Here is a 24,190-nt window from a genome sequence, read left to right on the forward strand (position 1 = left end):
CAAACCGGTCATCCATATTGACAGCTTTGGCCATTGTCGCCACGCCCGGGCAGCGCGAATATCGTCGAACCGATGGTTAACAAAAACAACAAACCAGGAGTTCGACGATGCGCGACTACGCCCAGGCCGCTCGTACGTTTGATCATGACCAGGCTGTTGCGGCGGCGCTGCAGGGTAGCCTCGAAGCCCTCAATGCCTGTGTCGAATGCTGCGACCGCCACGCCGGTGGTGGCAAGCTGGCGCTGGTCTGGGAAGACCGTGATGGCAATAGCGCGCGCTACAGCTTCGATCAGCTCAAGGACCAGGCAGCGCGGTTCGCCACGGTGCTCAGGGAGCATGGTGTAGGCGCCGGCGACCGGGTCGCCGGCCTGATGCCGCGTACCCCCGAGCTGCTGGTCACCATCCTCGCCACCTGGCGTCTCGGGGCGGTGTACCAGCCACTGTTCACCGCGTTCGGCCCCAAGGCCATCGAACATCGCCTTGAGCAGTCCCACGCCCGCGTGGTCGTCACCGATAGCCACAACCGTGCCAAGCTGGACGATGTGCACGCCTGCCCGACCATCATCACCGTCAATGCCCGCAGTGGCGAGCTGGACTTCCAGCAGTGCCTGGACAATGCCGCAGACCAATGCGAGCCGGTCATGCGCTCGGGCAACGACCCGTTCCTGCTGATGTTCACCTCAGGTACCACCGGCCCGGCCAAACCGCTGGAAGTGCCGCTGCGCGCCATTGTGGCGTTTCAGGGCTACATGCGCGATGCCATTGACCTGCGCCCCGAGGACAACTTCTGGAACCTGGCCGACCCGGGCTGGGCTTATGGACTGTACTACGCCGTGACCGGCCCGCTGTCGCTGGGCCATGCCACCACCTTCTACGATGGCCCGTTCAGCCTCGAAAGCTGCGCGCGAGTGATCGACAAGCTGGGCATCACCAACTTGGCTGGATCGCCCACCGCGTATCGCTTGCTGATCGCTGCCGGCAAGGACTTTGCGGCACCGATCAAGGGCCGCCTGCGCGTGGTCAGCAGCGCCGGCGAGCCGCTAAACCCGGAAGTGATCCGCTGGTTTGCCGATGAACTGGGCGTGACTATCCATGACCACTACGGGCAAACCGAACTGGGCATGGTGCTGTGCAACCACCACGCCCTGGCGCATCCGGTGCACCTGGGGTCGGCGGGCTTTGCAATCCCCGGCCACCGCATCGTGGTGCTGGACGAGCAGGGCAACGAGCTACCCGCCGGCCAGCCAGGCATTCTCGCGGTCGACCGTGAGCAGTCGCCGCTGTGCTGGTTCGGTGGCTACCACGGCCTGCCAACCAAGGCCTTCGTTGGCAAGTACTACCTCAGTGGTGACACCGTCGAGCTGAATCAGGACGGCAGTATCAGCTTCGTCGGCCGCAGCGACGACGTGATCACCACCTCCGGTTACCGGGTTGGCCCGTTCGATGTGGAAAGTGCGCTGATCGAGCACCCGTCGGTGATCGAGGCGGCGGTAATCGGCAAACCAGACCCCGAGCGTACCGAGTTGATCAAGGCCTTTGTGGTATTGGCCAACGGCTACACCGGTTGCGCCGAGCTGGAAGAAACCTTGCGCCAGCACGTGCGTCAGCGCCTGTACGCACATGCCTACCCAAGGGAAATCGAATTCGTCAGCGAGCTGCCCAAGACCCCGAGCGGCAAGCTGCAACGCTTCATCCTGCGCAATCAGGAAGTCGCCAAACAATAAGCGCAACAGGCCACCCCTGCCAGCGCCTGAAAGGAAACCGATCATGCAGATAGCCAACAAACACTTCATCGTCAGCGGCGCGGCCTCCGGGCTGGGCGCAGCCACCGCGCAGATGCTGGTCGAGGCCGGCGCCAAGGTCATGCTGGTCGACCTCAATGCCCAGGCCGTCGAGGCCAAGGCCCGCGAGCTGGGTGACAATGCCCGCTTCGCGGTGGCCGACATCAGCGACGAACAGGCCGCCCAGGCGGCAGTCGATGCAGCCGTAAGCGCCTTGGGCAGCCTGCACGGGCTGGTCAACTGCGCCGGCATCGTCGGTGCCGAAAAGGTGCTGGGCAAACAGGGCCCGCATGGCCTGGCCAGCTTCGCCAAGGTCATCAACGTCAACCTGATCGGCAGCTTCAACCTGCTGCGCCTGGCGGCTGCGGCCATGGCCGAAGGGCCGGCCGATGATGGCGGTGAGCGTGGGGTGATCATCAACACTGCCTCTATTGCCGCTTATGACGGCCAGATCGGCCAGGCCGCGTATGCGGCCTCCAAGGGCGCCATTGCCAGCCTGACCTTGCCAGCCGCCCGCGAGCTGGCACGCTTTGGCATCCGTGTGATGACCATTGCCCCGGGCATTTTCGAAACGCCGATGATGGCCGGCATGACCGACGAAGTGCGCGCTTCGCTGGCGGCTGGCGTGCCGTTCCCGCCGCGCCTGGGCCGCCCACAGGAGTATGCCGCGCTGGCGCGTCACATCATTGAAAACAGCATGCTCAACGGCGAGGTGATCCGCCTCGACGGCGCGCTGCGCATGGCTGCCAAGTAAGGAGAGCGAACATGACCCTCACCAACGACCCGATCGTTATCGTCAGCGCCGTGCGCACGCCCATGGGCGGCCTGCAGGGCGACCTCAAGAGCCTGACTGCGCCGCAACTGGGCAGCGCCGCCATCCGTGGCGCCGTCGAGCGTGCCGGCATCGACGCCGCCAGTGTCGAGCAGGTGCTGTTCGGTTGCGTGCTGCCGGCCGGCCAGGGCCAGGCCCCGGCACGCCAGGCTGCGCTGGGCGCCGGGCTGGACAAGCACACCACCTGCACCACCCTGAACAAGATGTGCGGTTCGGGCATGCAGGCGGCGATCATGGCCCATGACCTGCTGCTGGCCGGTACGGCCGATGTAGTGGTGGCCGGTGGCATGGAAAGCATGACCAACGCCCCGTACCTGCTGGACAAGGCCCGTGGCGGTTACCGCATGGGCCACGGCAAGATCATCGACCACATGTTCATGGACGGCCTTGAAGACGCCTACGACAAAGGCCGCCTGATGGGCACCTTCGCCGAAGACTGCGCCCAGGCCAACGCCTTCAGCCGCGAAGCCCAGGACCAGTTCGCCATTGCCTCGCTGACCCGTGCCCAGGACGCGATCAAGAGCGGCCGCTTTGCTGCCGAGATCGTGCCGGTGGAAGTCACCGAGGGTAAGGAAAAGCGCGTGGTCAAGGACGACGAGCAGCCGCCCAAGGCGCGCCTGGACAAGATCCCGCAGCTCAAACCGGCCTTCCGCGAAGGCGGCACCGTGACGGCGGCCAACGCCAGTTCGATTTCCGACGGTGCTGCAGCACTGGTGCTGATGCGTCGCTCCGAAGCCGACAAACGTGGCCTCAAGCCGCTGGCAGTGATTCACGGCCACTCGGCCTTCGCCGATGCCCCGGCGTTGTTCCCGACTGCGCCCATCGGCGCCATCGACAAGCTGATGAAGCGTACCGGTTGGAACCTGGCAGAGGTCGACCTGTTCGAGATCAACGAAGCGTTCGCCGTGGTCACCCTGGCGGCCATGAAACACCTCGACCTGCCGCACGACAAGGTCAACATCCACGGCGGTGCCTGCGCCCTTGGCCACCCGATTGGCGCTTCTGGCGCACGCATCCTGGTGACCTTGCTGTCGGCCTTGCGCCAGAACAACCTGCGCCGGGGCGTGGCAGCTATCTGCATTGGCGGTGGCGAGGCTACGGCCATGGCTGTCGAATGCCTGTACTGAGGTGAATCATGCTGGTAACTGACGAGCAACAACAGATCACCGACGCGGTGCGCGCCTTCGCCCAGGAACGCCTGAAGCCGTTTGCCGAGCAATGGGACAAGGAACACCGCTTCCCCAAGGAGGCCATCGGCGAGATGGCCGAGCTGGGCCTGTTCGGCATGCTGGTGCCGGAACAGTGGGGCGGCAGCGACACCGGTTATGTGGCCTATGCCATGGCTCTGGAAGAGATCGCTGCTGGGGATGGTGCCTGCTCGACCATCATGAGCGTGCACAACTCAGTGGGCTGCGTGCCGATCCTGCGCTTTGGCAGTGAACAGCAAAAAGCGCAGTTCCTTACCCCGCTGGCCAGCGGCGAAATGCTCGGTGCTTTCGCCCTGACCGAACCACAAGCCGGCTCCGATGCCAGCAGCCTGAAGACCCGCGCCCGCCTGGACGGCGACCACTACGTGCTCAATGGCAGCAAACAGTTCATTACTTCCGGGCAGAATGCCGGGGTGGTGATCGTGTTTGCCGTGACCGACCCGGAGGCCGGCAAGCGTGGCATCAGCGCGTTCATCGTGCCCACTGACTCGCCGGGCTACCAGGTGGCGCGGGTCGAGGACAAACTTGGCCAGCATGCCTCCGACACCTGCCAGATCGTGTTCGACAACGTGCGTGTGCCGGTGGCTAACCGCCTGGGCGCGGAGGGCGAGGGTTACAAGATCGCCCTGGCCAACCTGGAAGGCGGCCGTATCGGCATTGCCTCGCAGGCCGTGGGCATGGCCCGCGCGGCGTTCGAAGTGGCGCGCGATTATGCCAACGAGCGGCAAAGCTTTGGCAAGGCGCTGATCGAGCACCAGGCCGTGGCCTTCCGGCTGGCCGACATGGCGACGAAAATTGCCGTGGCCCGGCAGATGGTGTTGCATGCTGCCGCACTGCGTGATGCCGGGCGCCCGGCGCTGGTGGAAGCCTCGATGGCCAAGCTGTTTGCCTCGGAAATGGCTGAAAAGGTCTGTTCGGACGCCTTGCAGACCCTGGGCGGTTATGGCTATCTGAGTGACTTCCCGCTGGAGCGGATCTACCGCGACGTTCGGGTTTGCCAGATTTACGAAGGCACCAGCGACATTCAGCGCATGGTCATTGCGCGCAATCTTTGAAGGAGCAGACTGCATGGCATTCGAAACCATCCTGTTGGACATCCACGGCAAGGTCGGCCTGATCACCCTCAACCGCCCGCAGGCGCTGAACGCGCTGAACGCGCAAATTGTCGGGGAGATCAACCAGGCCCTTGATCAGCTCGAGCGTGACCCGAACATCGGCTGCGTGGTGCTGACCGGGTCGGCCAAGGCATTTGCCGCGGGTGCTGACATCAAGGAAATGGCCGAACTGCAATACCCCCAGATCTACGTCGACGACCTGTTCAGCGATGCCGATCGCATTGCCAACCGCCGCAAGCCGATCATTGCTGCGGTGTCGGGTTTTGCCTTGGGTGGTGGCTGTGAGTTGGCGATGATGTGCGACTTTATCCTCGCGGCCGACAATGCGAAGTTTGGCCAGCCGGAGATTAACCTGGGTGTATTGCCGGGTATGGGCGGTACCCAGCGCCTGACCCGTGCGGTGGGCAAGGCCAAGGCCATGGAACTGTGCCTGACCGGCCGCCTGATGGGCGCCGAAGAGGCTGAACGTGCTGGCCTGGTGGCGCGGATTGTGCCGCAGGCGGAGTTGGTGGAAGAGGCGCTGAAGGTGGCGGCGACCATTGCCAGCAAGTCGATCCCGGTGAGCATGATGGTCAAGGAAAGCGTCAACCGCGCGTTTGAAGTCACCCTTAGCGAGGGTGTGCGTTTCGAGCGCCGGGTGTTCCATGCGGCGTTTTCTACAGAAGACCAGAAAGAAGGTATGGCCGCGTTTATTGCCAAGCGCGAGGCGCAGTTCAAGGACTGCTGATTCTGGATGGGAATTTGGGCTGGGCCTTCAGGTGCATGCCTTGAGAGGTCTGGTGGCCGTGAGATCGAGCGCCGCCCGCGCGGCGCTTCGCGGCACAAGGCCGCTCCCACATCTATTTCTGGCCAGTCTCTCCTGGGCCTTCACCTCTGTCCGCCTTGTTTGTTCCCTTCAATATCGAGGGTTGCACACCTGCTGTTCTTCAATTTCCTGTCATGCACCAAGGGTGCGCGCGCCTCTGTCACAGGAATAATTGGCCCGAAACAGATGTGGGAGCGGCCTTGTGCCGCGAAGCGCCGCGCGGGCGGCGCTCGATCTCCCAGGCGCTGAAAATGTCATGGCAAACACCTGGTGGCCCTAATCCAAAATCCCGACATGTATTTGGTGGCCCTCATCCAATGCTCCGTCATCTACCCGGTGGCCCCACCAAGGCCCTACCATCCAGGCACCGACCAGCGGATTGTAAGCCCCGGAAGCAAATTCGCACCCATTTGCAGTTGCTCCACGCGACGTGGCGCCTTAGACTGCCGCCCCCTGTAAAAGAGTGCCAGTTGGCGCTTGAAGAATTCCGCTGCCGATGCCAAGGCGTCGGCGGCACCTGAATCGCCCAAATGCACATTTTTTCATAGAGAAATCGATGACCAAGGAACAGTTGCTGGCCATGTCGGCCGATGACTACATGAACGCCGACCAGCTGGCCTTCTTCACTGAGCTGCTGCAGGCGATGAAAGTCGAAACCCATGAACGCATCGAACTCAGTCGCACCACCATCGAAGGCCTGGACACCCCGTCGGACCCTGCCGACGTGGCTTCGGTCGAAGAAGAGCGTAGCTGGCTGGTAAATGCCATCGACCGCGACCAGCGCCTGCTGCCACAGCTGGAAATGGCCCTGGACCGTATCGCCGACGAGAGCTTCGGCTGGTGCGATGACAGTGGTGAGCCAATCGGCCTGAAGCGTCTGCTGATCAGCCCGACCACCAAATACTGCATCGAAGCCCAGGAGCGCCACGAGCAGCTCGACCGCCACCAGCGCCAGGTATAACGCCGCGCGCGGTGCCGAGCCCCACGGAGCGATCCTTGGGGCTTTTTGCGTTTGTCGCGGGTTGCTGGCTTTGTTGCCCCGTGCGTAACACTGCTGTACCGGGATGCGCTGTTTCCTCGCAGGTGGCAGGCGTATCATGGCTTATCGTTAGGGTGCTAATTAAATTCCGGAGGGAATGATGAATAGCCGAGTCGATGTAGCCGTGATGATCGGTTCAGGCGTGCCGGCCACCTTGCAGGCGCTGGGCAAGCGTATTTGCTGGGTAGTACTGGTCAATGGTGAGCGCCGTGGCACCGCGTTTGCCACACGTGAAGATGCACTGGAGTGCCAGGCTGCGTGGCAACAGCAACTCAAGAAAGGCCTGGCGGCCTGAAATTGTTTATTGCCTCTCGACGGGTTTCAGTGTTTTCGGGCATATTTGTCCTACAGTAAGTGCGCACATCGACGCTTGGGCTTGGCTTTTACAGGCTCACCCCGTTGTTTGCGTTTTCTGGCGAGTGATCTCAGGCATCACGCTTCCCGCGTCGGGAATGAGCCAAACGCCTTCGAGTGAGGGCGATTCTGGCAAACCAGAGTAAAGATTCCTGCACGTTGCATCGTCAGCGAGCACAGACATTTCGCATATCGCTTTATTACTCTTTTCGCCTATCGATAAGAAATGGCCGTGCCTCCCCGAGCTTGGGTGAGGGCGGGTTGTAACCGGTTGAGGATTACTTCATTGGCAGTCAGCACACTTGATACGCATGCGTTGTTCGCCCTGGGCGACTTGCGCGGTAAATTGGCCCAACTGTTCCAGGGCCGCTTTATCTATGTGACCGAACAGAGCCCCGAAGGCCTGTACATGGCCGAAATCGACACCGAAAGTGCACTGGTGGTCGATGACAAGCAGCGCCTGGAGCTGAAAGTCGGCGACCATTTCCGCGCTGCCGTATTACCTAGCCGCGAAGGTGGCAAGCTGGAAATGCGCTTTCGCGAAATTAAGCTGAATGTGTATGGCGTAGGTGACTATGCCTTCGTCTCCGTGCCGGAAGGCGAAGGTATTGTGTTCCGTGAAGGCCAGGGCGTGATGCTGGTGTTTGCCGCGCAGCAGCAAGTGCAAGAAGGCCTGGGCAAGTTGCTCAAGGCGGTGACCGGCAAAGTTGCCAAGTGGCGCAAGGGTGAACTGACCACCTTCAAGGCCAGTGAATGACCGATGCTGACGACGCGCCTGTCACGCGGGCGGAGTTTCATCGGCAGCACCAGGCAGATGCCGTGGCCGAAGCCGAGCGCTTGCTGGCCCGGCGCGATGAGCTGCAAGGCGCGTGGATGAACTGGGTGGCGGCTGAGCTGTACCGGCTTGGCCCGCCACCTTATGCCGCCATGGTCCGCCGCGAGTTGCAGCGGCTTAGCCAGGCGTGAGGCGGCAGCCCTTCAGTTACCGCGGTCGTGGCCGCTGCTGACCTCTTCTGGCACCGGCTCTTTCGACATGCGTTTGCGGAACAGTGCCGCCCTTGCCAGCAGCAGCGTGGTGACCGGCACGGTGATCGACAGCAGGATCGGAATCAGCCAGGCATGCAGCACTGGCGCGTCCTTCAGCCATGAAAAGTAGATGATCGAGGCCAACGCCACGCACCAGGCGCCAATGGTCGAAGCCAGTGCCGGCGGGTGCATGCGCTGGAAGTAGTCCTTCAGGCGCACCAGGCCCACTGCGCCTATCAAGGCGAACAGGCTGCCGGTCAGCAGCAGCACGGCTGTGACCAGTTCCAGCCAGAACGGCAATACCAGGGTTTCAGTCATTCGATCACCTCGCCGCGCAGCAGGAACTTGGCCAGGGCAAACGAGCCAACGAAGCCGAACAGCGCAATCAGCAGTGCACCTTCGAAGTAAGTGTCACTGGCATAACGGATACCCAGCACCAGCATGGTCAGCATGGCCAGGATGTACAGGTAGTCCAGCGCCAGCACCCGGTCCTGGGCAGAGGGGCCGCGGAACAGCCGGATCAGCGCCAGGCCCATGGCCAGGGCGAAGATGAACAGGCTGGCAAGAACGGCACTGGAGAGCAGGCCAGTCATTGGAAGATCTCCATCAGCGGGCGTTCGTAAGTGTCCTTGAAGTGCTGGATGAAGGCCGCTTCATCGTCCAGTTCGAACACATGCAGCAGCAGGACGCTGCGGTCCAGTGCCAGTTCGGACCAGACCGTGCCGGGCACCACGGTGGTGATCATCGACAGCGCGGCCAAGCCGTGCGGGTCGCGCAGGGCCAGCGGGATATGGACGAACGCCGAATGCGGTGGCTGCTTGCCGGCCCGCAGCACGCCACGGGCTACCAGCAGGTTGGACACGATCACATCGATACCGACCCGGCCGATCAGCCTGGCGATGACCAGTGGCCGTCGTATGTGCGCATGCTGCGGGCGCAGGGGCGCCATCAGCAGGGGCGCCAGCACGCCAAGGGCGGCGCCCAGCAACAGGTTGCCGGGGCTTACCGAAAGGTTCAGCAGCAGCCACAGGCCGAACAGCGAGACCGAGAGCAGTGGCGCGGGGAACAGTCGATTCATGGCTGCACCTGTACGTCGAGCGAGGTGGGGCCAGGAACTGGCTTGGCGGCCATGACGGCTTCGATATAGGCATCGGGGGCCTGCAGGCTGGCGGCGGTGTCCTGGGTGTAGCGCAGCAACGGCTCGGCCTTGAGGCTGAGGATGATGCACAGGCCGAGCAGGATGACGATTGGGAGGCATTCAAAGCGGCGCAGCACCGGCGATGGGCGCTCTTCGGGCTTCCAGAACCGCTGGATGCCGACCCGGCCGAAGGCAATCAGCGAGGCCATGCCGGACAGGATCAGCAAGGCTACCAGGCCCCAGCCGGCTGCACTCAGTGGCTGCTCGGCCGGTACGCCCAGGCCCTGCGGGTTGAACAGCGCACTGATCAGGTTGAGCTTGCCGACAAAGCCCGACAGCGGTGGCATGCCGATGATCAGCAGGGCGCAGGCGATGAAGCTGAGGCCTAGGAAGGCCATGGTCCACGGAATGATCTGGCCGATCACCGCCTTCTGCTCATCGTCGAGGTTGATGCCCTTGGGCGGGTGCAGTGACTCCAGCGGTGGCGGCATGACGTCTTCCTCTTCGTCCAGCGGCGCTTCATTGGCCGAGCGCGAACGCTCTACCAGCTCGGCGAGCAGGAACAGTGCGCACAGCGCCAGGGTCGAGTTGACCAGGTAGAACAGCGCCGCGCCAGTCAGCGCCGACTGGGCGAAGCCGACCGCAGCGAGCAGGGTGCCGGCGGAAACCAGGATGCTCAGGGCCGCCATGCGTTCCAGGCGTTGCGCGGCCAGGATCGACACTGCGGCCACCGCCAGGGTAACCAGGCCACCGTACACCAGCCATTGGCCACCGAAATGTGCCGAGGCCCCGGCCTGCCCGGAGAACAATAGCGTCCACAGGCGCAGCACGGCATACAGCCCGACCTTGGTCATGATGGCGAACAGCGCTGCCACCGGCGCGCTGGCCGAGGCGTAGGCCGGTACCAGCCAGAAGTTCAAAGGCCAGATACCGGCCTTGACCAGGAAGGCCATGGCCAGGATCGCCGCACCCGCGTGCAGCAGGCCACGGTCGGCCTCCGGCACCAGCGGAATCTTCAGGGCAAGGTCAGCCATGTTCAGGGTGCCGGTCACGCCGTACAGCATCGCTGCGCCGATCAGGAACAGCGACGAGGCGAACAGGTTGATGGCGATGTAGTGCAGGCCGGCACGCACCCGGGCGCGGCCTGAACCATGCAACAACAAGCCATAGGAGGCGGCCAGCAGCACTTCGAAGAACACGAAGAGGTTGAACAGGTCGGCGGTGAGGAACGCACCGTACAGGCCCATCAACTGGATCTGGAACAGCGCATGGAAGCTGGCCCCGGCACTGTCCCAGCGTGCGCGGGCAAACAGTAGCGCGCTGAAACCGATGACCCCGGTCAAGCTCAGCAGCAGCGCCGACAAGTGGTCCACCACCAGCACGATGCCGAATGGGGCCGGCCAGTTGCCCGGCAGGTAGACGCCAATCGACTCTGCCTGCCCCCGGGTGCGTACCCACATCAGCAGGCACACGGCAATGGCCAGGCCGGCGAAGGTCGACAGCAGGTTCAGTCGGGCCTTGATCCGCCGATGCTTTTCACCGAGCAGTAACATCACCGCCGCAGTAAGCAGCGGCAGCAGGATGGGCGCGACGATCAGTTGACTCATGCCACTCATTCGTCACGCTCCCGGCCATCCACGTGGTCGGTACCGGTCAGGCCTCGCGAGGCCAGCAATACCACCAGAAACAGCGCGGTCATGGCGAAGCTGATGACAATGGCGGTGAGCACCAGCGCCTGCGGCAGCGGGTCGGTGTAGTGCAGCAGGTCCTGGGTGACGCCGTCCTTGATGATCGGCTCCTTGCCGATGAACAGGCTACCCATGCTGAAGATGAACAGGTTGACGCCGTACGACAGCAGGCACAGGCCCATGATCACCTGGTAGGTACGCGGGCGCAGGATCAGCCACACGCCCGAGGCGGCCAGCACACCGATGGCGACTGCAATGACTTCTTCCATCAGGCGGCTCCTGCTTGGCTGGTTTTCGCCGGGTTGCCCGGGCGGTAGGCGCGCACCGACTGGTGCGCCAGGGCGGTGAGGATCAGCAGGGTCGAGCCAACCACCACGGTATACACGCCGACATCGAAGAACAGCGCGCTGGCCACGTGCACATCACCCAGCACCGGCACATGCAGGTGGGCGGTGTGCGTGGTCAGGAACGGGTAACCCAGCAGCATCGCGCCAACCCCGGTCAGGGTCGCGCACAGCAGGCCGGTGCCCATCCAGCGCAGCGGCCGCAGGCTCATCTGCGCCTCGACCCACTGAGTGCCAGCCACCATGTACTGCAGGATGAACGCCACCGACATCACCAGGCCGGCGACAAAGCCGCCGCCTGGCTGGTTATGGCCACGCATGAACAGGTACATCGACACCAGCAGGGCGATCGGCAGCAGCAGGCGCACCAGCACCGCAGGCACCATCATGAAGCCCAGCGCGGTATCGGTGGCATGCCGCGGGTTGATCAGGTCGGTGACCACGTCGGGTGCCAACTGGCGCTGTTGTGCGGGCAGCTGCATGCTCTCCTTGGGTGGGCGGAAGCGCCGCAGCAGGGCAAACACGGTCAGCGCCACCGCCACCAGCACGGTGATTTCACCGAGGGTATCGAAGCCGCGGAAGTCGACCAGCATCACGTTGACCACGTTGGTGCCGCCGCCCTGGGGCAGCGCCCGGCTCAGGTAGAACGAGGAAATGTCGTTGGGCGTTGGCCGGGTCAGCATGGCATACGACAGTACGGCCATGCCGCCGCCAACCAGCACGGCCAGCAGCAGGTCGCGCAGGCGGCGCATGCGCGCGCGCTCGAGGCTGCCGGGCAGCGGCGACACGCCTTCGATACGCCGTGGCAGCCAGCGCAAACCAAGCAGGATCAGCACGGTGGTGACCACTTCCACCACCAACTGGGTCAGTGCCAGGTCGGGCGCAGAGAACCAGACGAAGGTAATGCAGGTCATCAGGCCGCAGACGCTGACCATGATCAAGGCTGCCAAACGGTGGTACTTGGCCTGGTAGGCGGCACCGATGGCGCAGGCGATTGCGATCAGCCACAGCGCGACGAACACACCGGAACCCGGGATCTTCGGTCGGTCGCCCCAGCTCAGGCCGCTGTACAGCATGGGCGTAAGGCCAGCCAGGAGCGCGGCGACCACCAGCATGAACAGTTGCGACTGCAGGCGGCGGGTGGTGAGCAGTCGCTCGACGCGCCGCGCCAGCAGCATCAGTTGTACCTGACCGTGCTCGAACAGGCGCTTGCCGTTGAAACGCTCGATCAGCGGCGGGTAAGGGAAGCGGCCCAGGCGCAACTGCTTGCGCAGCAGCAGGTACAGGACGATACCGCCGCTCATGGCCACCAGGCTCATGATCAGCGGGGCATTCCAGCCATGCCAGATGGCCAGGCTGTATTCTGGCAGGGTGCCGCCTACGACCGGCAGGGCGGCAGCGGCCAGCAGTGGGCCGACCGACTGGGCAGGGAAGATGCCCACCACCAGGCAGGTGAGCACCAGCAGCTCGACCGGTGCACGCATCCAGCGCGGCGGCTCGTGCGGGGTGTGCGGCAGGTCCTGGGCTGTCGGGCCGAAGAACACATCGACAGTGAAGCGCAGGGCATACGCCACGCTGAAGGTACCGGCCAGGGTGGCGATCACCGGCAGCGCGGCCTCGACCCAGGCAGTGGAGCTGATGAATACCGTTTCAGCGAAGAACATTTCCTTCGACAGGAAGCCGTTCATCAACGGCACGCCGGCCATCGAGGCGCTGGCGACCATCGCCAGGGTGGCGGTGTACGGCACCAGGCGGATCAGGCCACTGAGGCGGCGGATGTCACGGGTGCCGCTTTCGTGGTCGATGATGCCGGCGGCCATGAACAGCGAGGCCTTGAAGGTGGCATGGTTGAGAATGTGGAACACCGCGGCCACGGCGGCCAGTGGGCTGTTCAGGCCCAGCAGCAGGGTAATCAGGCCGAGGTGGCTGATGGTCGAATAGGCCAGCAGGCCCTTGAGGTCATTCTGGAACATCGCGGCGAAGGCGCCGAGCAGCAGGGTGATGGCACCGGCACCGCCGACGATCCAGAACCACTCCTCGCTACCGGACAGCACCGGCCACAGGCGTGCCAGCAGGAACACCCCGGCCTTGACCATGGTCGCGGAGTGCAGGTAGGCCGATACCGGTGTGGGGGCTGCCATGGCGTGGGGCAGCCAGAACTGGAAGGGGAACTGCGCGCTCTTGCCCAGGGCGCCAACAAGGATAAGGGGCAGCAGCACCGGGTACAGCGCATGCTGGCGGATGGTGTCACCGGCAGCCAGGACCTTGTCCAGGTCGTAGCTGCCGACCACATGGCCGAGCAGCAACGCCCCTACCAGCAGGCACAAGCCGCCCGCGCCGGTCACCATCAACGCCATGTAGGCGCCGCGGCGGGCATCGGCGCGGTGGTGCCAGTAGCCGATCAGCAGGAAAGAGAACAGGCTGGTGAGTTCCCAGAAGAACACCAGCTGGATCAGGTTGCCGGAGATCACCAGGCCGAGCATGGCGCCCATGAAGGCCAGGAAGAAGGCAAAGAAGCGTGGCACCGGGTCTTGCGGCGACATGTAGTAGCGCGCGTACAGCGACACCAGGGTACCGATGCCCAGCACCAGCAGCGAGAACAGCCAGGCGAAGCCGTCCATGCGCAGCACCAGGTTCAGGCCCAGGCTGGGCAGCCACAGGAGCTCTTCGCGAATCACGCCACCATGGGCAACCTGTGGGTACAGCAGTGCTACCTGGACGGTACCGACCAGGGCTACGAGCCCGGCAAGGATGGACTCGGCGTTACGTGCGTTGTGCGGCAGCACGGCTGCCAGGCAACTGCCCACGAACGGCAGAAGCAATAGCACTATCAAAGACATAGCGGCCTATTCTGGAGAAGTTTGCAAAGAATCATACGTGCCGAGGTGTTGTTCACCAACACGCAAGCTGTCGCAGAATCCTACAAACAGGCTGTGACAAGCAGTTTTTTTATAACAGTTCTTTACAAAGCATAGCCGCAACTGGCCGCTTTACAGCCCAGCCTGGCGCTCGCCTTGGTCGTGCACGTCACGTGCTTCGGCGGCTGCATCGCTTTCGCGCGGGCGGCGCAGTTTGAGTTCGCTGACCACCACCGCGATCACGATCAGCAGGCCGCCGAGCAGGGCCACGCCTGGCAGGCGTTCGCCGGCCAGGCGCCCGACGATGCCGGCCCATACCGGTTCGCCGGCATAGATGAGGGTGGCGCGGGTCGGCGAGACCGACTTCTGCGCCCAGTTCATCGCCACCTGGATCACCGCGCTCATGGCGCCAAGGCCAATGGCGCTGGCCAGCAGCAACCAGGAAAAGTCAGGGATCCGCTCCTGGGTCGGCACGATCATCAGGAATGCCAGCAGCGAGGCGGTCGCCAGTTGCACCACGGTGACCCGGCGCACGTCGACCTGGCCGGCGTAGCGGCTGATCAGGATGATTTCGCCAGCGATGGCTACGGCGCTGACCAGGGTCACCAGTTCGCCCTCGCTGAAGTGCAGGCTGCCGCCTTCCGGCCCGGCCAGCAGCATCAGGCCGACAAACGCCAGGCAGATACCGATGCTGGGCATCAGGCCCGGTCGCCGGCCGAGTACCAGCCACTGCAGCAGCGGCACGAACGGTACGTACAGCGCCGTAATGAACGCCGACTGGCTGCTGCTGATGGTTTGCAGGCCCATGGTCTGCAAGCCATAGCCGAGCATGATCGACACGCCGATCAGCATGCCCGCCTTCAGTTCGGTAAAGGTCAGCCCGGGCAGTGCTCGCGCCGAGACCACACCCACAAACAGCGCTGCGGCCGCAAAGCGCAGGCCGACGAAGAACATCGGGCCGCTGACGGTCATCACGTTATGCACTAGCAGGAAGGTGCCGCCCCACAGCATGGTGATGAACACCAGCACCAGTTCGGCCTTGCTCAGGCGAAAGGCAATGGCGGGGGTCGGCTTGCTGCTGGGTTGGTTCATGGTCTTGCACACTCGGCGGGAGGCGGCGCACAATCGCCGCAAAGTGGGCAGTATACTGCGCAGTTCTGACCAGCGAGCAATAACGTGCACAAAGATTCCACGCACCGGGCGTCGGTGCTGCAACATGTCAGCCTCAATGTCCGCAGCCTGCGCAACGCCGCTGGCATGAGCCAGACCGCACTGGCCGAGCGCTCCGGGGTCAGCCGGCGCATGCTGGTGGCAATCGAGGCGGGTGAAAAGAATGTCAGCCTGACCACCCTGGACCTGATTGCCGAAGCGTTGGGCGTGGCCTTCAGTACCCTGATCCAGGCGCCCGACCAGCGTGACCCCGGGTGCATCGAGCAACTGGCCTGGGCCGGTGAGCATCCGCAGAGCCGGGCGGTGTTGCTTGGCACCAGCCCGGCGCGGCGTGAAGTTGAACTCTGGGAGTGGACGCTGGCACCGGGTGAGTGCTATTCCAGCGAGGCTGATGCCGAGGGCTGGAGTGAGCAGATCTATGTGGCTGAAGGGCAACTGACACTGATCATCGAAGATGTTGAGCATCGCCTGCAGGTGGGGCAGTTTCATGTGTTTCCCAGTAATTGCCGGTATGCCTATCGCAATGACGGCGCGGTAGCAGTGCGTTTTGTGCGTAATGTGGTGATTTGAGGGCGCGCAGGGCCGCGCCTCCTGTTCGATCGAGGCCGCCCGCGCGGCGCTTCGCGGCACAAGGCCGCTCCCACATCTGTTTCGGTCCAATCATTCCTGTGAGGCTACCTCTGGCCGCCCTGTTTGTTCTCTTCGACATCGGCATTGGCGCTGCTCTTCATCACTCTCTAGCCATGAACCCAGGGAGCGAGTGCGCAGGTGGCAGGAGTAACTGGCCCGAAACAGATGTGGGAGCGGCCTTGTGCCGCGAAGCGCCGCGCGGGCGGCGCTCGATCGAACAGGCAACCAAACCCCAAGGCAAGCACCCGTCAGCCCTAACCGCTTAACTGACTAGCATTGGGGCTAGCCCACGAGCACCGGCAAAGCCTGTGCCATCCTGATTCGCGGGCACGCCCGCTCCCACAGGTGCTGCACGAGCCTGATCAGCTTTTCAGCAACTCATCGGTCTTCACCACCTTGGCATAGGCAAACGCCAGCGCCGCCATCGCCGAATCATGCACCTGCGCCGCCGGCACCTGGTTGCCGTTGAACGCGAGTGGCAGGGTCGCGCAGGCATCATGCGCCACGGTCACCTCATAGCCCAGATCAGCGGCCGCACGGGTAGCAGCGTCGATGCACATGTGGCTCATGCTGCCGACGATGGTCAACGCCTCGACTCCATGCTGGTCCAGGGTGTGCTCAAGGTCGGTGCCGAGGAAGGCATTGACCTTGTGCTTGAGCACCACCGGCTCGCCCGCCACCGGCTCGACCTTGCTGTGAATGGCCGCGCCTGGCGAGCCTGGGGCGAAAAACGGCGCGTCGGCGCTGTCGAACTCATGCCGCACATGCACCACCAGGTCGCCGCGCTTACGTGCCGCTGCCAGCAGCCGGGCCGCGTTGTCGGCTGCCGTGTCGGCGCCGTCAAGGGTCCACTTGCCACCCGGGAAGTAGTCGTTCTGGATATCGATGATGATCAGCGCCTGCTTGTTCATGCTGCCTCCTCTGGCAGTAGTCGTTCAATGACGTTAGTTATAGGCTGTGTGCACGGACCTGAGGATTGGCGCGAACGACACTATGCGGGCAAAAACTGACACCCCAACCAGCCTGGACATCGGCTTGCTGCTGTACCCCGGCGTGCAGCGCGCCGCCGTGCATGGGCTGGCCGACCTGTTCCTGGTGGCCAACCGGGTGGCTGCCGAGTTGGGCGCCGTCGAGCTGCCAAGGGTGCGCACCAGCTTCTGGCAGGCAAACGAAGCCGGCCAGTTGCAAGCTGCCGCCGATAGCCCGGCCCGCGAGGTGCCTGCCCTGCGCGTGCTGATCATTCCGCCGAGCCTGGAGTCGACGCCACAGGGCGAACTGCTGGCGCGCCATCGCACGTTGCTGTGCCAGTTGCATGGCCGCGGCACGGTACTGGCGTCGGTGTGCATCGGCGTGTTCTTCATCGCCGCCAGTGGCCTGCTGGACGGTCGCCCGGCCTGCACCCACTGGAATTATGTGCATACGTTGGCCCAGCGTTTTCCCAGGGTGAGGGTAGAGGCCCAGCAGCCGTTGCTGGACGACGGCGACATCGTCACCTCGGCGGGGTTGATGGCCTGGACTGACCTGGGCTTGCGCTTGCTGGAGCGCTTTCTAGGGGCGACGGTGGCCCGCGAGACCGCCCGTTATCTGGCGGTTGAGCCGGTTACGGCGCCGTTGCCCGGGGCGCTGTTCAACCCGCGACTGGATCACGGCGATGAGGCTGTATTGAAAGTGCAGCACTGGTTGCAAGGAAATGGCGGGCAGGACGCCGACCTTGCTGCGATGGCGTCTTGCGCGGGGCTGGAGGCGCGCACGTTCCTGCGGCGCTTTCGTGCAGCCACCGGGCTGCGCCCGACCGAGTATTGCCAGCAGGTGAGGGTGGGGCGGGCATGCCGCTTGTTGGAGTTCACCCGACGCAATGTCGAGCAGATTGCATGGGGGGTCGGCTATCAGGACCCGGGCGCGTTTCGCAAAGTGTTCCAGCGCATCACTGGCCTGACGCCCAGTGACTATCGGCGGCGCTTTGCCGTTTCGGGGCCGTATCGGGATAGCCTTGCAGAAACCCCTTGACCTTAACTTTGCTTGAGGTTTTACCCTGCTCGGCATTGCGCTGCCTGCGCCCATAGTCAGGAGACCGTCGATGTCGGCAATCCCTCAAGCCTTGTGGTTCACCCAGATGATCGAATACGAAGTGCCAAGTCTGTGCCAGCAAGCCTTGGCCGAGGCCCTGGTGGTACGTAGCGAAGCACTGGCTGCGCGCTGCGAGGGCCTGCAGGGCGTCAGCATCCAGGCCAGCGATGATGGCAGCCGGGTGTTGCAGTACCTGCAATGGCAGTCACGCCAGGCCTGGGCGGCAGCGGCCGTTTACTTCGTCGAGGAGCCGTTCCTTGACCTGTTGGGCCAGCATCAGGCACGTGGCGTCAACTTCGCCGCCTACCAGACCCTGCGCAGCCTGGTACGCGCTGCCGATGGCGGCCTGCATTGCCAGGTGGGCGAGCCTCAGGCGTACCACGGTGCATAGTGCGGGTAGCGGTCCAGGCGGGCACCCATGACCATTTCACTGATCCATGCCGCCAGGATAGAGCTGTAGGCTTTCTGGCTTTGTTCGCTGGACAGCGCGTGGTCGGCGCCGTCGACGATCCGATGGGTGAGTGAATGGGCGCTGACGAATGCCGAGCGGTAGCTCATCAGGGTGCTATGCGGCACATAGTCGTCCTGCTCGGATTCCACCAGCAACACATCACCGCCGAATTCGGCACAGGCTGCCAGCGCGCGGTTGTCTGCCGGGCCGAGCGAGCGCTGGCGATAGGCGTTCAGGCGTTGTCGGTCGAGGGCTTGCTTGGGGCTACCCCATTCGTCGTCCCAATACATGGCAGGCACCCGCAGGGCCAGCCATTTTACCGGCCGTTCGCGGGTTAACAAGGTAGCCAGGTAGCCCCCATAGCTGCTACCGATAATGGCGATGGCGCTGCTGTCGACGGCCGGGTGGCTGATCAGCCGATCGTAAGCCACCAGCAGGTCCTGCAGGTTTTGTTCGCGGGTGACGGTCAGGCGCTGGCTTTCGGTCTTTTCATGGCCGCGCAGGTCGAACGTCATGCACACGCAGCCCAGCCCGGTGATGTGCCGGGCGCGGGCCAGGTCACGTTGCTGGCTGCCGCCCCAGCCGTGGACGAAGAGAATGCCCGGCATCTTGCTGCCAGGGCTGACCAGGGTGCCGGCAATGCGGTCGTTCTCGACCTGTAGCTCAACGGTTTCACTCTGAATGGTCATGCTCGCGAATCCGCGCAAACTTGCTGAGTTGTCCGAGTTCACTGTCGTTTCCTTGATAGAAGAGGGTGGCGTCAGCGGGTAGGTCAGGGGTGCCGAACACTTCATGGGTGGAGGCCCGTACCTGCTGCAAGGCCGAGTCGTCGGCGAAGGCCTGCAAGGCCAGCAGCTCGGCGCTGCTGGCACCGCCCAGGCGCCAGGATTGTTCGAGCACGCCGCTGCACAGGTGGCCCGAAGGGTTACTGCCGCGGGCGATGTCGTAGTTGCGGCGTGAGGCGACAAAGCCCGGGAAATGCTGCTCGGCGGCCTTTTCGTAGGCCATGGCCTGGTTGACCGCCAAGCGCAGGTGGTCCTCCAGCGGCAGTTGCAGCAAGGCCTGGTAGTCGCCACGGACCACTACCAGGTCAGAGCCGCCGTAAACTTCGGTGCCCTGGTGGTCGTGGGTCAGCTGTTGGGTGCCGTGGTAGCTGCAGGTCAGGCCGGCGACGCGCACCTGGCCGACGCTGAAGGTCTGGACGTCGCTCAGGTCCTCTTCCAGCACCAGTCCCCACAATGCCAGTTGCTGGTCATCCATGCCGGCCAGCAATGGCTCCAGGTCATCCGCGCTGACGATCACCTTTTGCCCGCGGCCGGCGCAGGCCAGTACCGGTTTGACCCGCAGCGGGCCGTCGAGCAGAAGCAACTGTGCCGCGGTGCGGGCATCGGCCTTGCTGAACACCGTGTAGCCGCGCAGCAAGGCGTCGCAGGCCTGGCGGGCAAAGGCGTCGGTCCAGCCTGGCGGAAAACTCGCACCAGCCGGCAGTGGGTGGGAGATTGCCTTGGTCGCCATGTAGGGGTGTGACACCAAACCGCCAAACAGGTCCTGTTCGCCCTGAATGCCCAAGGCGGCATAACGGCGAGGGCCGATTAGGGTCTCGGTGGGCAGGTAATAGTAGCCGTCGGCGGCGCTGGGCGGTTGCCCGGGCTGCACATGCTGGCAGCCCAGCAGGCGGCCCAGGCCATCGGCAAGTTTGAGGTGCACGGCATGCTCATGCGCTGGCGTGTGTTCGCGGGTGTCGAGCAGCACCACGCCGGCTTTCGGGTTGCAGGCACTGGGCATGGTCATTTGCCTGTGTGCAATGAATGTACAGTGTCTGAAGCCGGGGCCTTGGGGAAGTTCAGCGGGACTTGATCGGTGGTCCTCATGTAGGAAGCGTCCTGTTTGCGCCGGGACGATTGCAGGGCTCTGGTGGCTGTTCCATTATCAGCCCATTGGATCAACCGTGATGTAGCCGCAGGAGAGCGCATGAACGTCCAGACCTCCCTAGAACAAAGCGTGCCACAGCGTCTGGCGCGCGTGCGCCAGGCCATGGCGGCAGAAGGTATCGATGCCTTGCTGGTCCCTTCGGCCGACCCTCACCTTTCCGAGTATCTGCCCGGTTACTGGCAGGGGCGCCAGTGGTTGTCGGGGTTCCATGGCTCGGTCGGTACGCTGGTGGTCACCTCCGGGTTTGCCGGGCTTTGGGTCGATAGCCGCTACTGGGAACAGGCAGAACACGAACTGGCCGGCAGTGGTATCGAACTGATGAAGCTGCTTGCGGGTAAGCCCGGTGCACTGGAATGGCTGGGTGAGCATGTCGAGCCCAACGGCAGCGTTGCGGTGGACGGTGCCGTCATGGCCTTGGCCTCGGCGCGTCAGCTGAGAGAGCGGCTGAAGGCGCGTGGGGCGCGGCTGGTGACCGACAAGGACCTGCTGGGCCAGGTATGGGACGGGCGCCCGGCGTTGCCGGCCAACCCGGTGTACCAGCACCTGCCGCCGTACGCCACGGTAAACCGGGCGAAAAAGCTCGCGCAGTTGCGCCAGAGCCTGCAGGCCAGAGGCGCCGACTGGCACTTCATCGCCACCCTGGATGACATCGCCTGGCTGCTCAACCTGCGCGGCAGCGATGTCTCGTATAACCCGGTGTTTCTGGCGTTTGCCCTGATCAACCAGCAGCGGGCGATCCTTTTCGTTGGCCCGGACAAGGTGGATGCGCACTTGCGTCAGGTGCTAGCGGCGGATGGCATCGAGGTCCGCAACTACAGCGAAGCAGGCCAGGCGCTAGCGGGCGTTCCAGCGGGCAGCCGGCTACTGGTGGACCCGGCCCGGGTCACTTGCGGCCTGCTCGACAACTTGCCGGCAGAGGTGGTGCTGGTCGAGGGGCTGAACCCCACCACCTTGAGCAAGTCATGCAAAACTGATGACGACTTGGTGCACATCCGTCAGGTCATGGAGCAGGACGGCGCGGCCTTGTGCGAGTTCTTTGCCTGGCTCGAGGCGAACCTCGGTCGCGAGGTGATTACCGAACTGACGGTTGACGAACAATTGAGCGCCGCGCGTGCCCGTCGCCCGAACTTCGTGTCGCTGAGTTTCTCGACCATTGCCGCCTTCAATGGCAACGGCGCGATGCCGCATTACCGCGCCACCGAGCAGTCGCATGCGCGGGTCGAAGGGGATGGCCTGCTGCTGATCGACTCGGGTGGGCAATACCTGGGCGGTACCACTGACATCACCCGCATGGTGCCGGTGGGGAGCCCCAGCCAGGCACAGAAGGAGGACTGCACCCGCGTGCTCAAGGGCATGATCGCCCTGTCGCGTGCCACGTTCCCGCGTGGTGTCCTGTCTCCGCTACTCGACGCCATTGCCCGGGCGCCGATCTGGGCTGACCAGGTCGACTATGGCCACGGCACCGGGCATGGGGTGGGCTACTTCATGAACGTGCACGAGGGGCCGCAAGTGATTGCCTATCAGGCAGCACCGGCACCGCAGACGGCGATGCAAGCGGGCATGATCAGCTCGATCGAACCGGGTACGTACCGCCCGGGGCAGTGGGGGGTACGCATCGAGAACCTGGTGGTCAACCGCGAAGTGGGCAAAAGCGCCTTCGGTGACTTCCTGAACTTCGAGACCCTGACGCTGTGCCCGATCGATACCCGTTGCCTGTTGCCCGAGCGGCTGGCCAAGGAAGAGCTGGACTGGCTCAATGGCTATCACGCCACGGTGTACGAGCGCCTGGCCCCCTTGCTCAACGGGGATGCGTTGGCCTGGTTACAGGCACGTACTGCGCCGCTGTAATGGCCAATGAAAAGGGCAGCCATTGGGCTGCCCTTCGTGCTACTTGCAGATGACGATCATGCTGCGGCTGGTGTAACCCGCGGGGTTGATGCCGAACAAATAGTCACCAGGTTCTCCATCACTCTCTCCCGAGCGTGCGATCACCCGGTAGCCGCGCGTGCTGCAAGAGCTCGCGGCCTTGCTGTAGCAATTGTCCCACGAGGACGAAAGGCCGGAACAATTGATATGCAGGCCCTTCTTGCCCTTTTTGACCTCTGTCTTGGCTGTGGCGGCGCATCCAGCAATAGCCAAGATGGCCAGGATGAGAAAAATACGTTTCATTCCTGTCCTTAAATGCAGGGCGTATCAAATGTCAGGCCCTGTCGTTATCGCTTCGGTTTTTCCTGAAGTGTCCCCAGCGTCCGTGTTCGCTTCAGTAGATAGCGTAAAGATGATGATTCCGTGACAGCTTAATCAGCGAGGCGGGCCGCTACAATCACTAATGTTGTCTCAAATGAAAATATTTCTCATATCAGTCTGCTGCGATGGGTGGGCTGGCTTCCTTGCGCATCGACAAGGTAGTGCCAACCGATGCAGCAATGATGGCCAGAATCGCCAGCCATTGGGTCGTGGTCAGCACTTCGCCGAGGAATAGCAGGCCGGACAGTGCGCCAAATGCCGGTTCGATGCTCATCAGGGTACCGAAAGTGCGTGCGGGGATGCGTGTCAGGGCAATCATCTCCAGGCTGTAGGGCAGGGCAGTGGATAGCACGGCAACGGCCAGGGCGACAGGGATCAGGGCGGGTGTGAGCAGTGCGCTACCGGCATGGGCGATGCCGATAGGGGCGACGAACAGGGCGGCGACCACCACCCCCAGGGCTGCACTCTGGATACCATGCTCGGCGCCGGCACGTTGCCCGAACAGTATGTACAGTGCCCAGCACACACCTGCCCCCAATGCATAGGCGGCACCCGCTGGGTCGAGAGCTTGCCCGCCATGGCCTGCCGGCAGTAACAGCAGCAGGCCGGCAATGGCCAGGGCAATCCACAGAAAGTCGATTGGCCGGCGCGAAGAGAAAATTGCCACGGCCAGCGGGCCGGTAAACTCCAGTGCTACGGCGATGCCGATAGGCACCGTTTGCAGCGCCATATAGAAGAGGAAGTTCATGCCGCCCAGTGCCATGCCATAGATGACCACGTTGCGCAGGGTGGTGGCGGTCATGCGTACCCGCCAGGGGCGCAGTATCAGCAGCATGATGATGCTGGCGAAAATGAGGCGCAGGGTGGTGGTGCCTTGTGCGCCGACGATGGGGAACATGCTTTTGGCCAGGGAGGCACCCGACTGGATCGATGCCATGGCGATAAGCAGTAGGCCGATCGGGAAGAGGGTGGCGGCCAGGCTACGGTGCTGGGTTGTCATTTGTGTGCGGCAATCCTTGGGCGAAGTGAGCAACTGAGCAATATAGTGCGCAGTTATCAGGCTGTGGGGCAAGATACCAGGCGAGAGTTTTACAGCCCTGCCCACTCTTTATATCCACCTCCCGCCATGCACCCAGCATGCGCGCGCCGATGTCACAGGCATAATTGGCCCGAAATAAACGTAGGAGCGGCTTTAGCCGCGAAGCGCCGCGCGGGCGGCGCTCGATCTCCCAAGCGCTGCAAGGCTGACGACGAGCACCTGACACCCCCAACACGACTTTTTCAAAAATATTCTAAATTATTGAAATTAAAGGTTGACCAAAAAATTCCCCACCCTATAATGCGCACCATTCCAACGCGGTAGCGAGCAATGCTAGCTACCCTGTTGAGTCAAGTGTTTGAAGCTAAACAAGTTTCTCGCAAAAAACTTCAAAATAAACGCTTGACAGGCTCTGAGGAAAGCGTAGAATGCGCGCCTCGGTTGAGACGAAAAGCTCTTAACCAAA

25 protein-coding genes are annotated in these 24,190 nt (G+C 63.3%); 13 read left to right on the forward strand and 12 right to left on the reverse strand.

What is annotated here, in order from left to right; genetic code table 11:
- Positions 1–107 precede the first annotated feature (107 nt).
- The 9 genes from ACI2KG_RS27295 (at position 108) to ACI2KG_RS27335 (ending at position 8,100) form a co-directional block, all read left to right on the forward strand.
- Positions 108–1,724 carry an acyl-CoA synthetase gene (locus ACI2KG_RS27295; RefSeq protein WP_404664009.1) on the forward strand — a complete coding sequence of 539 codons (1,617 nt, stop codon included), beginning with the start codon at positions 108–110 and terminating at the stop codon, positions 1,722–1,724.
- A 43-nt stretch (positions 1,725–1,767) separates the two neighbouring features.
- Complete coding sequence (locus ACI2KG_RS27300; protein ID WP_404664010.1) at positions 1,768–2,535, forward strand: SDR family NAD(P)-dependent oxidoreductase; 768 nt, start codon at positions 1,768–1,770, stop codon at positions 2,533–2,535.
- Between the two features lie 11 nt (positions 2,536–2,546).
- Positions 2,547–3,740, forward strand: coding sequence for an acetyl-CoA C-acyltransferase (locus ACI2KG_RS27305; RefSeq protein WP_404664011.1), 1,194 nt, complete (start codon positions 2,547–2,549; stop codon positions 3,738–3,740).
- Positions 3,741–3,748: 8 nt separating this feature from the next.
- A complete protein-coding gene (locus ACI2KG_RS27310) occupies positions 3,749–4,876 on the forward strand; it encodes an acyl-CoA dehydrogenase (RefSeq protein ID WP_404664012.1) in 1,128 nt (375 codons plus the stop codon).
- A gap of 13 nt (positions 4,877–4,889) precedes the next feature.
- Positions 4,890–5,663 (forward strand): enoyl-CoA hydratase, encoded by a 774-nt coding sequence (locus ACI2KG_RS27315; protein WP_404664013.1) that lies wholly within the window; start codon positions 4,890–4,892, stop codon positions 5,661–5,663.
- 634 nt (positions 5,664–6,297) lie between these two features.
- Positions 6,298–6,702: a TraR/DksA family transcriptional regulator gene (locus ACI2KG_RS27320; protein WP_003250099.1), complete on the forward strand. Its 405-nt coding sequence runs from the start codon at positions 6,298–6,300 to the stop codon at positions 6,700–6,702.
- A gap of 178 nt (positions 6,703–6,880) precedes the next feature.
- Entirely contained in the window at positions 6,881–7,075 is a 195-nt protein-coding gene (locus ACI2KG_RS27325; protein ID WP_400621218.1) for a hypothetical protein, read from the forward strand.
- A 345-nt stretch (positions 7,076–7,420) separates the two neighbouring features.
- Positions 7,421–7,891: a hypothetical protein gene (locus ACI2KG_RS27330; RefSeq protein ID WP_400621221.1), complete on the forward strand. Its 471-nt coding sequence runs from the start codon at positions 7,421–7,423 to the stop codon at positions 7,889–7,891.
- A complete protein-coding gene (locus ACI2KG_RS27335; RefSeq protein ID WP_404664014.1) occupies positions 7,888–8,100 on the forward strand; it encodes a hypothetical protein in 213 nt (70 codons plus the stop codon). The genes ACI2KG_RS27330 and ACI2KG_RS27335 overlap by 4 nt, the downstream gene beginning before the upstream one ends.
- 12 nt (positions 8,101–8,112) lie before the next feature.
- Here ACI2KG_RS27335 and ACI2KG_RS27340 read toward each other — a convergent pair whose 3' ends face one another.
- From ACI2KG_RS27340 to ACI2KG_RS27370, 7 genes are all read right to left on the reverse strand, one after another.
- Positions 8,113–8,478: a Na+/H+ antiporter subunit G gene (locus ACI2KG_RS27340; protein WP_400621225.1), complete on the reverse strand. Its 366-nt coding sequence runs from the start codon at positions 8,476–8,478 to the stop codon at positions 8,113–8,115.
- Positions 8,475–8,753 (reverse strand): K+/H+ antiporter subunit F, encoded by a 279-nt coding sequence (locus ACI2KG_RS27345; RefSeq protein ID WP_110748175.1) that lies wholly within the window; start codon positions 8,751–8,753, stop codon positions 8,475–8,477. The genes ACI2KG_RS27340 and ACI2KG_RS27345 overlap by 4 nt, the downstream gene beginning before the upstream one ends.
- Complete coding sequence (locus tag ACI2KG_RS27350; protein ID WP_404664015.1) at positions 8,750–9,238, reverse strand: Na+/H+ antiporter subunit E; 489 nt, start codon at positions 9,236–9,238, stop codon at positions 8,750–8,752. The genes ACI2KG_RS27345 and ACI2KG_RS27350 overlap by 4 nt, the downstream gene beginning before the upstream one ends.
- Complete coding sequence (locus tag ACI2KG_RS27355) at positions 9,235–10,914, reverse strand: monovalent cation/H+ antiporter subunit D (RefSeq protein WP_404664016.1); 1,680 nt, start codon at positions 10,912–10,914, stop codon at positions 9,235–9,237. Before ACI2KG_RS27355 ends, ACI2KG_RS27350 begins: the two co-directional genes overlap by 4 nt.
- Positions 10,911–11,255, reverse strand: coding sequence for a Na+/H+ antiporter subunit C (locus tag ACI2KG_RS27360; RefSeq protein ID WP_003250128.1), 345 nt, complete (start codon positions 11,253–11,255; stop codon positions 10,911–10,913). The genes ACI2KG_RS27355 and ACI2KG_RS27360 overlap by 4 nt, the downstream gene beginning before the upstream one ends.
- Entirely contained in the window at positions 11,255–14,170 is a 2,916-nt protein-coding gene (locus tag ACI2KG_RS27365) for a monovalent cation/H+ antiporter subunit A (RefSeq protein ID WP_404664017.1), read from the reverse strand. The genes ACI2KG_RS27360 and ACI2KG_RS27365 overlap by 1 nt, the downstream gene beginning before the upstream one ends.
- 150 nt (positions 14,171–14,320) lie before the next feature.
- The gene (locus ACI2KG_RS27370; RefSeq protein ID WP_404664018.1) at positions 14,321–15,280 is read right to left on the reverse strand and encodes a DMT family transporter; all 960 of its coding nucleotides are present in this window, start codon (positions 15,278–15,280) and stop codon (positions 14,321–14,323) included.
- Between the two features lie 84 nt (positions 15,281–15,364).
- Between ACI2KG_RS27370 and ACI2KG_RS27375 the strand changes: the two genes are divergently transcribed.
- The gene (locus ACI2KG_RS27375) at positions 15,365–15,928 is read left to right on the forward strand and encodes a helix-turn-helix domain-containing protein (protein ID WP_404664019.1); all 564 of its coding nucleotides are present in this window, start codon (positions 15,365–15,367) and stop codon (positions 15,926–15,928) included.
- A gap of 422 nt (positions 15,929–16,350) precedes the next feature.
- On the opposite strand, the gene ACI2KG_RS27380 is transcribed toward ACI2KG_RS27375, so the two are convergent.
- On the reverse strand, positions 16,351–16,899 hold the full coding sequence (locus ACI2KG_RS27380; RefSeq protein WP_404664020.1) for a cysteine hydrolase family protein: 549 nt from the start codon (positions 16,897–16,899) through the stop codon (positions 16,351–16,353).
- A gap of 82 nt (positions 16,900–16,981) precedes the next feature.
- On the opposite strand from ACI2KG_RS27380, the gene ACI2KG_RS27385 reads away from it, so the two are divergent.
- A complete protein-coding gene (locus tag ACI2KG_RS27385; RefSeq protein ID WP_404664021.1) occupies positions 16,982–17,995 on the forward strand; it encodes a GlxA family transcriptional regulator in 1,014 nt (337 codons plus the stop codon).
- Positions 17,996–18,065: 70 nt separating this feature from the next.
- Entirely contained in the window at positions 18,066–18,446 is a 381-nt protein-coding gene (locus tag ACI2KG_RS27390) for an antibiotic biosynthesis monooxygenase (protein ID WP_404664022.1), read from the forward strand.
- Here ACI2KG_RS27390 and ACI2KG_RS27395 read toward each other — a convergent pair.
- Together ACI2KG_RS27395 and ACI2KG_RS27400 are read right to left on the reverse strand one after the other, a co-directional pair.
- Complete coding sequence (locus tag ACI2KG_RS27395; RefSeq protein WP_400621253.1) at positions 18,425–19,195, reverse strand: alpha/beta hydrolase family protein; 771 nt, start codon at positions 19,193–19,195, stop codon at positions 18,425–18,427. The two genes, ACI2KG_RS27390 and ACI2KG_RS27395, sit on opposite strands and share 22 nt — an antisense overlap.
- Entirely contained in the window at positions 19,179–20,297 is a 1,119-nt protein-coding gene (locus tag ACI2KG_RS27400) for a DUF3182 family protein (protein ID WP_404664023.1), read from the reverse strand. Before ACI2KG_RS27400 ends, ACI2KG_RS27395 begins: the two co-directional genes overlap by 17 nt.
- Before the next feature lie 180 nt (positions 20,298–20,477).
- Here ACI2KG_RS27400 and ACI2KG_RS27405 point away from each other — a divergent pair, with 180 nt between their 5' ends.
- Positions 20,478–22,286, forward strand: coding sequence for an aminopeptidase P family protein (locus ACI2KG_RS27405; protein ID WP_404664024.1), 1,809 nt, complete (start codon positions 20,478–20,480; stop codon positions 22,284–22,286).
- 39 nt (positions 22,287–22,325) lie between these two features.
- Here the strand turns inward: ACI2KG_RS27405 and ACI2KG_RS27410 are convergent, their stop codons facing one another.
- Both ACI2KG_RS27410 and rhtA read right to left on the reverse strand, forming a co-directional pair.
- Entirely contained in the window at positions 22,326–22,607 is a 282-nt protein-coding gene (locus ACI2KG_RS27410; protein ID WP_201207250.1) for a hypothetical protein, read from the reverse strand.
- 190 nt (positions 22,608–22,797) lie between these two features.
- Complete coding sequence (gene rhtA, locus ACI2KG_RS27415) at positions 22,798–23,685, reverse strand: threonine/homoserine exporter RhtA (protein WP_404664025.1); 888 nt, start codon at positions 23,683–23,685, stop codon at positions 22,798–22,800.
- Positions 23,686–24,190: the final 505 nt, after the last annotated feature.

This window comes from Pseudomonas sp. NPDC089407, assembly GCF_044900445.1.
Classification (GTDB): Bacteria; Pseudomonadota; Gammaproteobacteria; order Pseudomonadales; family Pseudomonadaceae; genus Aquipseudomonas.

Coding starts and splice junctions, on each gene's coding strand:
- ACI2KG_RS27410 (WP_201207250.1), bottom strand. CDS start 22,607: ATGAAACGTATTTTTCTCATCCTGGCCATCTTGGCTATTGCTGGATGC.
- ACI2KG_RS27300 (WP_404664010.1), top strand. CDS start 1,768: ATGCAGATAGCCAACAAACACTTCATCGTCAGCGGCGCGGCCTCCGGG.
- ACI2KG_RS27390 (WP_404664022.1), top strand. CDS start 18,066: ATGTCGGCAATCCCTCAAGCCTTGTGGTTCACCCAGATGATCGAATAC.
- ACI2KG_RS27320 (WP_003250099.1), top strand. CDS start 6,298: ATGACCAAGGAACAGTTGCTGGCCATGTCGGCCGATGACTACATGAAC.
- ACI2KG_RS27310 (WP_404664012.1), top strand. CDS start 3,749: ATGCTGGTAACTGACGAGCAACAACAGATCACCGACGCGGTGCGCGCC.
- ACI2KG_RS27365 (WP_404664017.1), bottom strand. CDS start 14,170: ATGTCTTTGATAGTGCTATTGCTTCTGCCGTTCGTGGGCAGTTGCCTG.
- ACI2KG_RS27380 (WP_404664020.1), bottom strand. CDS start 16,899: ATGAACAAGCAGGCGCTGATCATCATCGATATCCAGAACGACTACTTC.
- ACI2KG_RS27405 (WP_404664024.1), top strand. CDS start 20,478: ATGAACGTCCAGACCTCCCTAGAACAAAGCGTGCCACAGCGTCTGGCG.
- ACI2KG_RS27345 (WP_110748175.1), bottom strand. CDS start 8,753: ATGACTGGCCTGCTCTCCAGTGCCGTTCTTGCCAGCCTGTTCATCTTC.
- ACI2KG_RS27305 (WP_404664011.1), top strand. CDS start 2,547: ATGACCCTCACCAACGACCCGATCGTTATCGTCAGCGCCGTGCGCACG.
- ACI2KG_RS27325 (WP_400621218.1), top strand. CDS start 6,881: ATGAATAGCCGAGTCGATGTAGCCGTGATGATCGGTTCAGGCGTGCCG.
- ACI2KG_RS27400 (WP_404664023.1), bottom strand. CDS start 20,297: ATGACCATGCCCAGTGCCTGCAACCCGAAAGCCGGCGTGGTGCTGCTC.
- ACI2KG_RS27395 (WP_400621253.1), bottom strand. CDS start 19,195: ATGACCATTCAGAGTGAAACCGTTGAGCTACAGGTCGAGAACGACCGC.
- ACI2KG_RS27335 (WP_404664014.1), top strand. CDS start 7,888: ATGACCGATGCTGACGACGCGCCTGTCACGCGGGCGGAGTTTCATCGG.
- ACI2KG_RS27385 (WP_404664021.1), top strand. CDS start 16,982: ATGCGGGCAAAAACTGACACCCCAACCAGCCTGGACATCGGCTTGCTG.
- ACI2KG_RS27340 (WP_400621225.1), bottom strand. CDS start 8,478: ATGACTGAAACCCTGGTATTGCCGTTCTGGCTGGAACTGGTCACAGCC.
- ACI2KG_RS27355 (WP_404664016.1), bottom strand. CDS start 10,914: ATGAGTGGCATGAGTCAACTGATCGTCGCGCCCATCCTGCTGCCGCTG.
- ACI2KG_RS27315 (WP_404664013.1), top strand. CDS start 4,890: ATGGCATTCGAAACCATCCTGTTGGACATCCACGGCAAGGTCGGCCTG.
- ACI2KG_RS27370 (WP_404664018.1), bottom strand. CDS start 15,280: ATGAACCAACCCAGCAGCAAGCCGACCCCCGCCATTGCCTTTCGCCTG.
- rhtA (WP_404664025.1), bottom strand. CDS start 23,685: ATGACAACCCAGCACCGTAGCCTGGCCGCCACCCTCTTCCCGATCGGC.
- ACI2KG_RS27295 (WP_404664009.1), top strand. CDS start 108: ATGCGCGACTACGCCCAGGCCGCTCGTACGTTTGATCATGACCAGGCT.
- ACI2KG_RS27360 (WP_003250128.1), bottom strand. CDS start 11,255: ATGGAAGAAGTCATTGCAGTCGCCATCGGTGTGCTGGCCGCCTCGGGC.
- ACI2KG_RS27350 (WP_404664015.1), bottom strand. CDS start 9,238: ATGAATCGACTGTTCCCCGCGCCACTGCTCTCGGTCTCGCTGTTCGGC.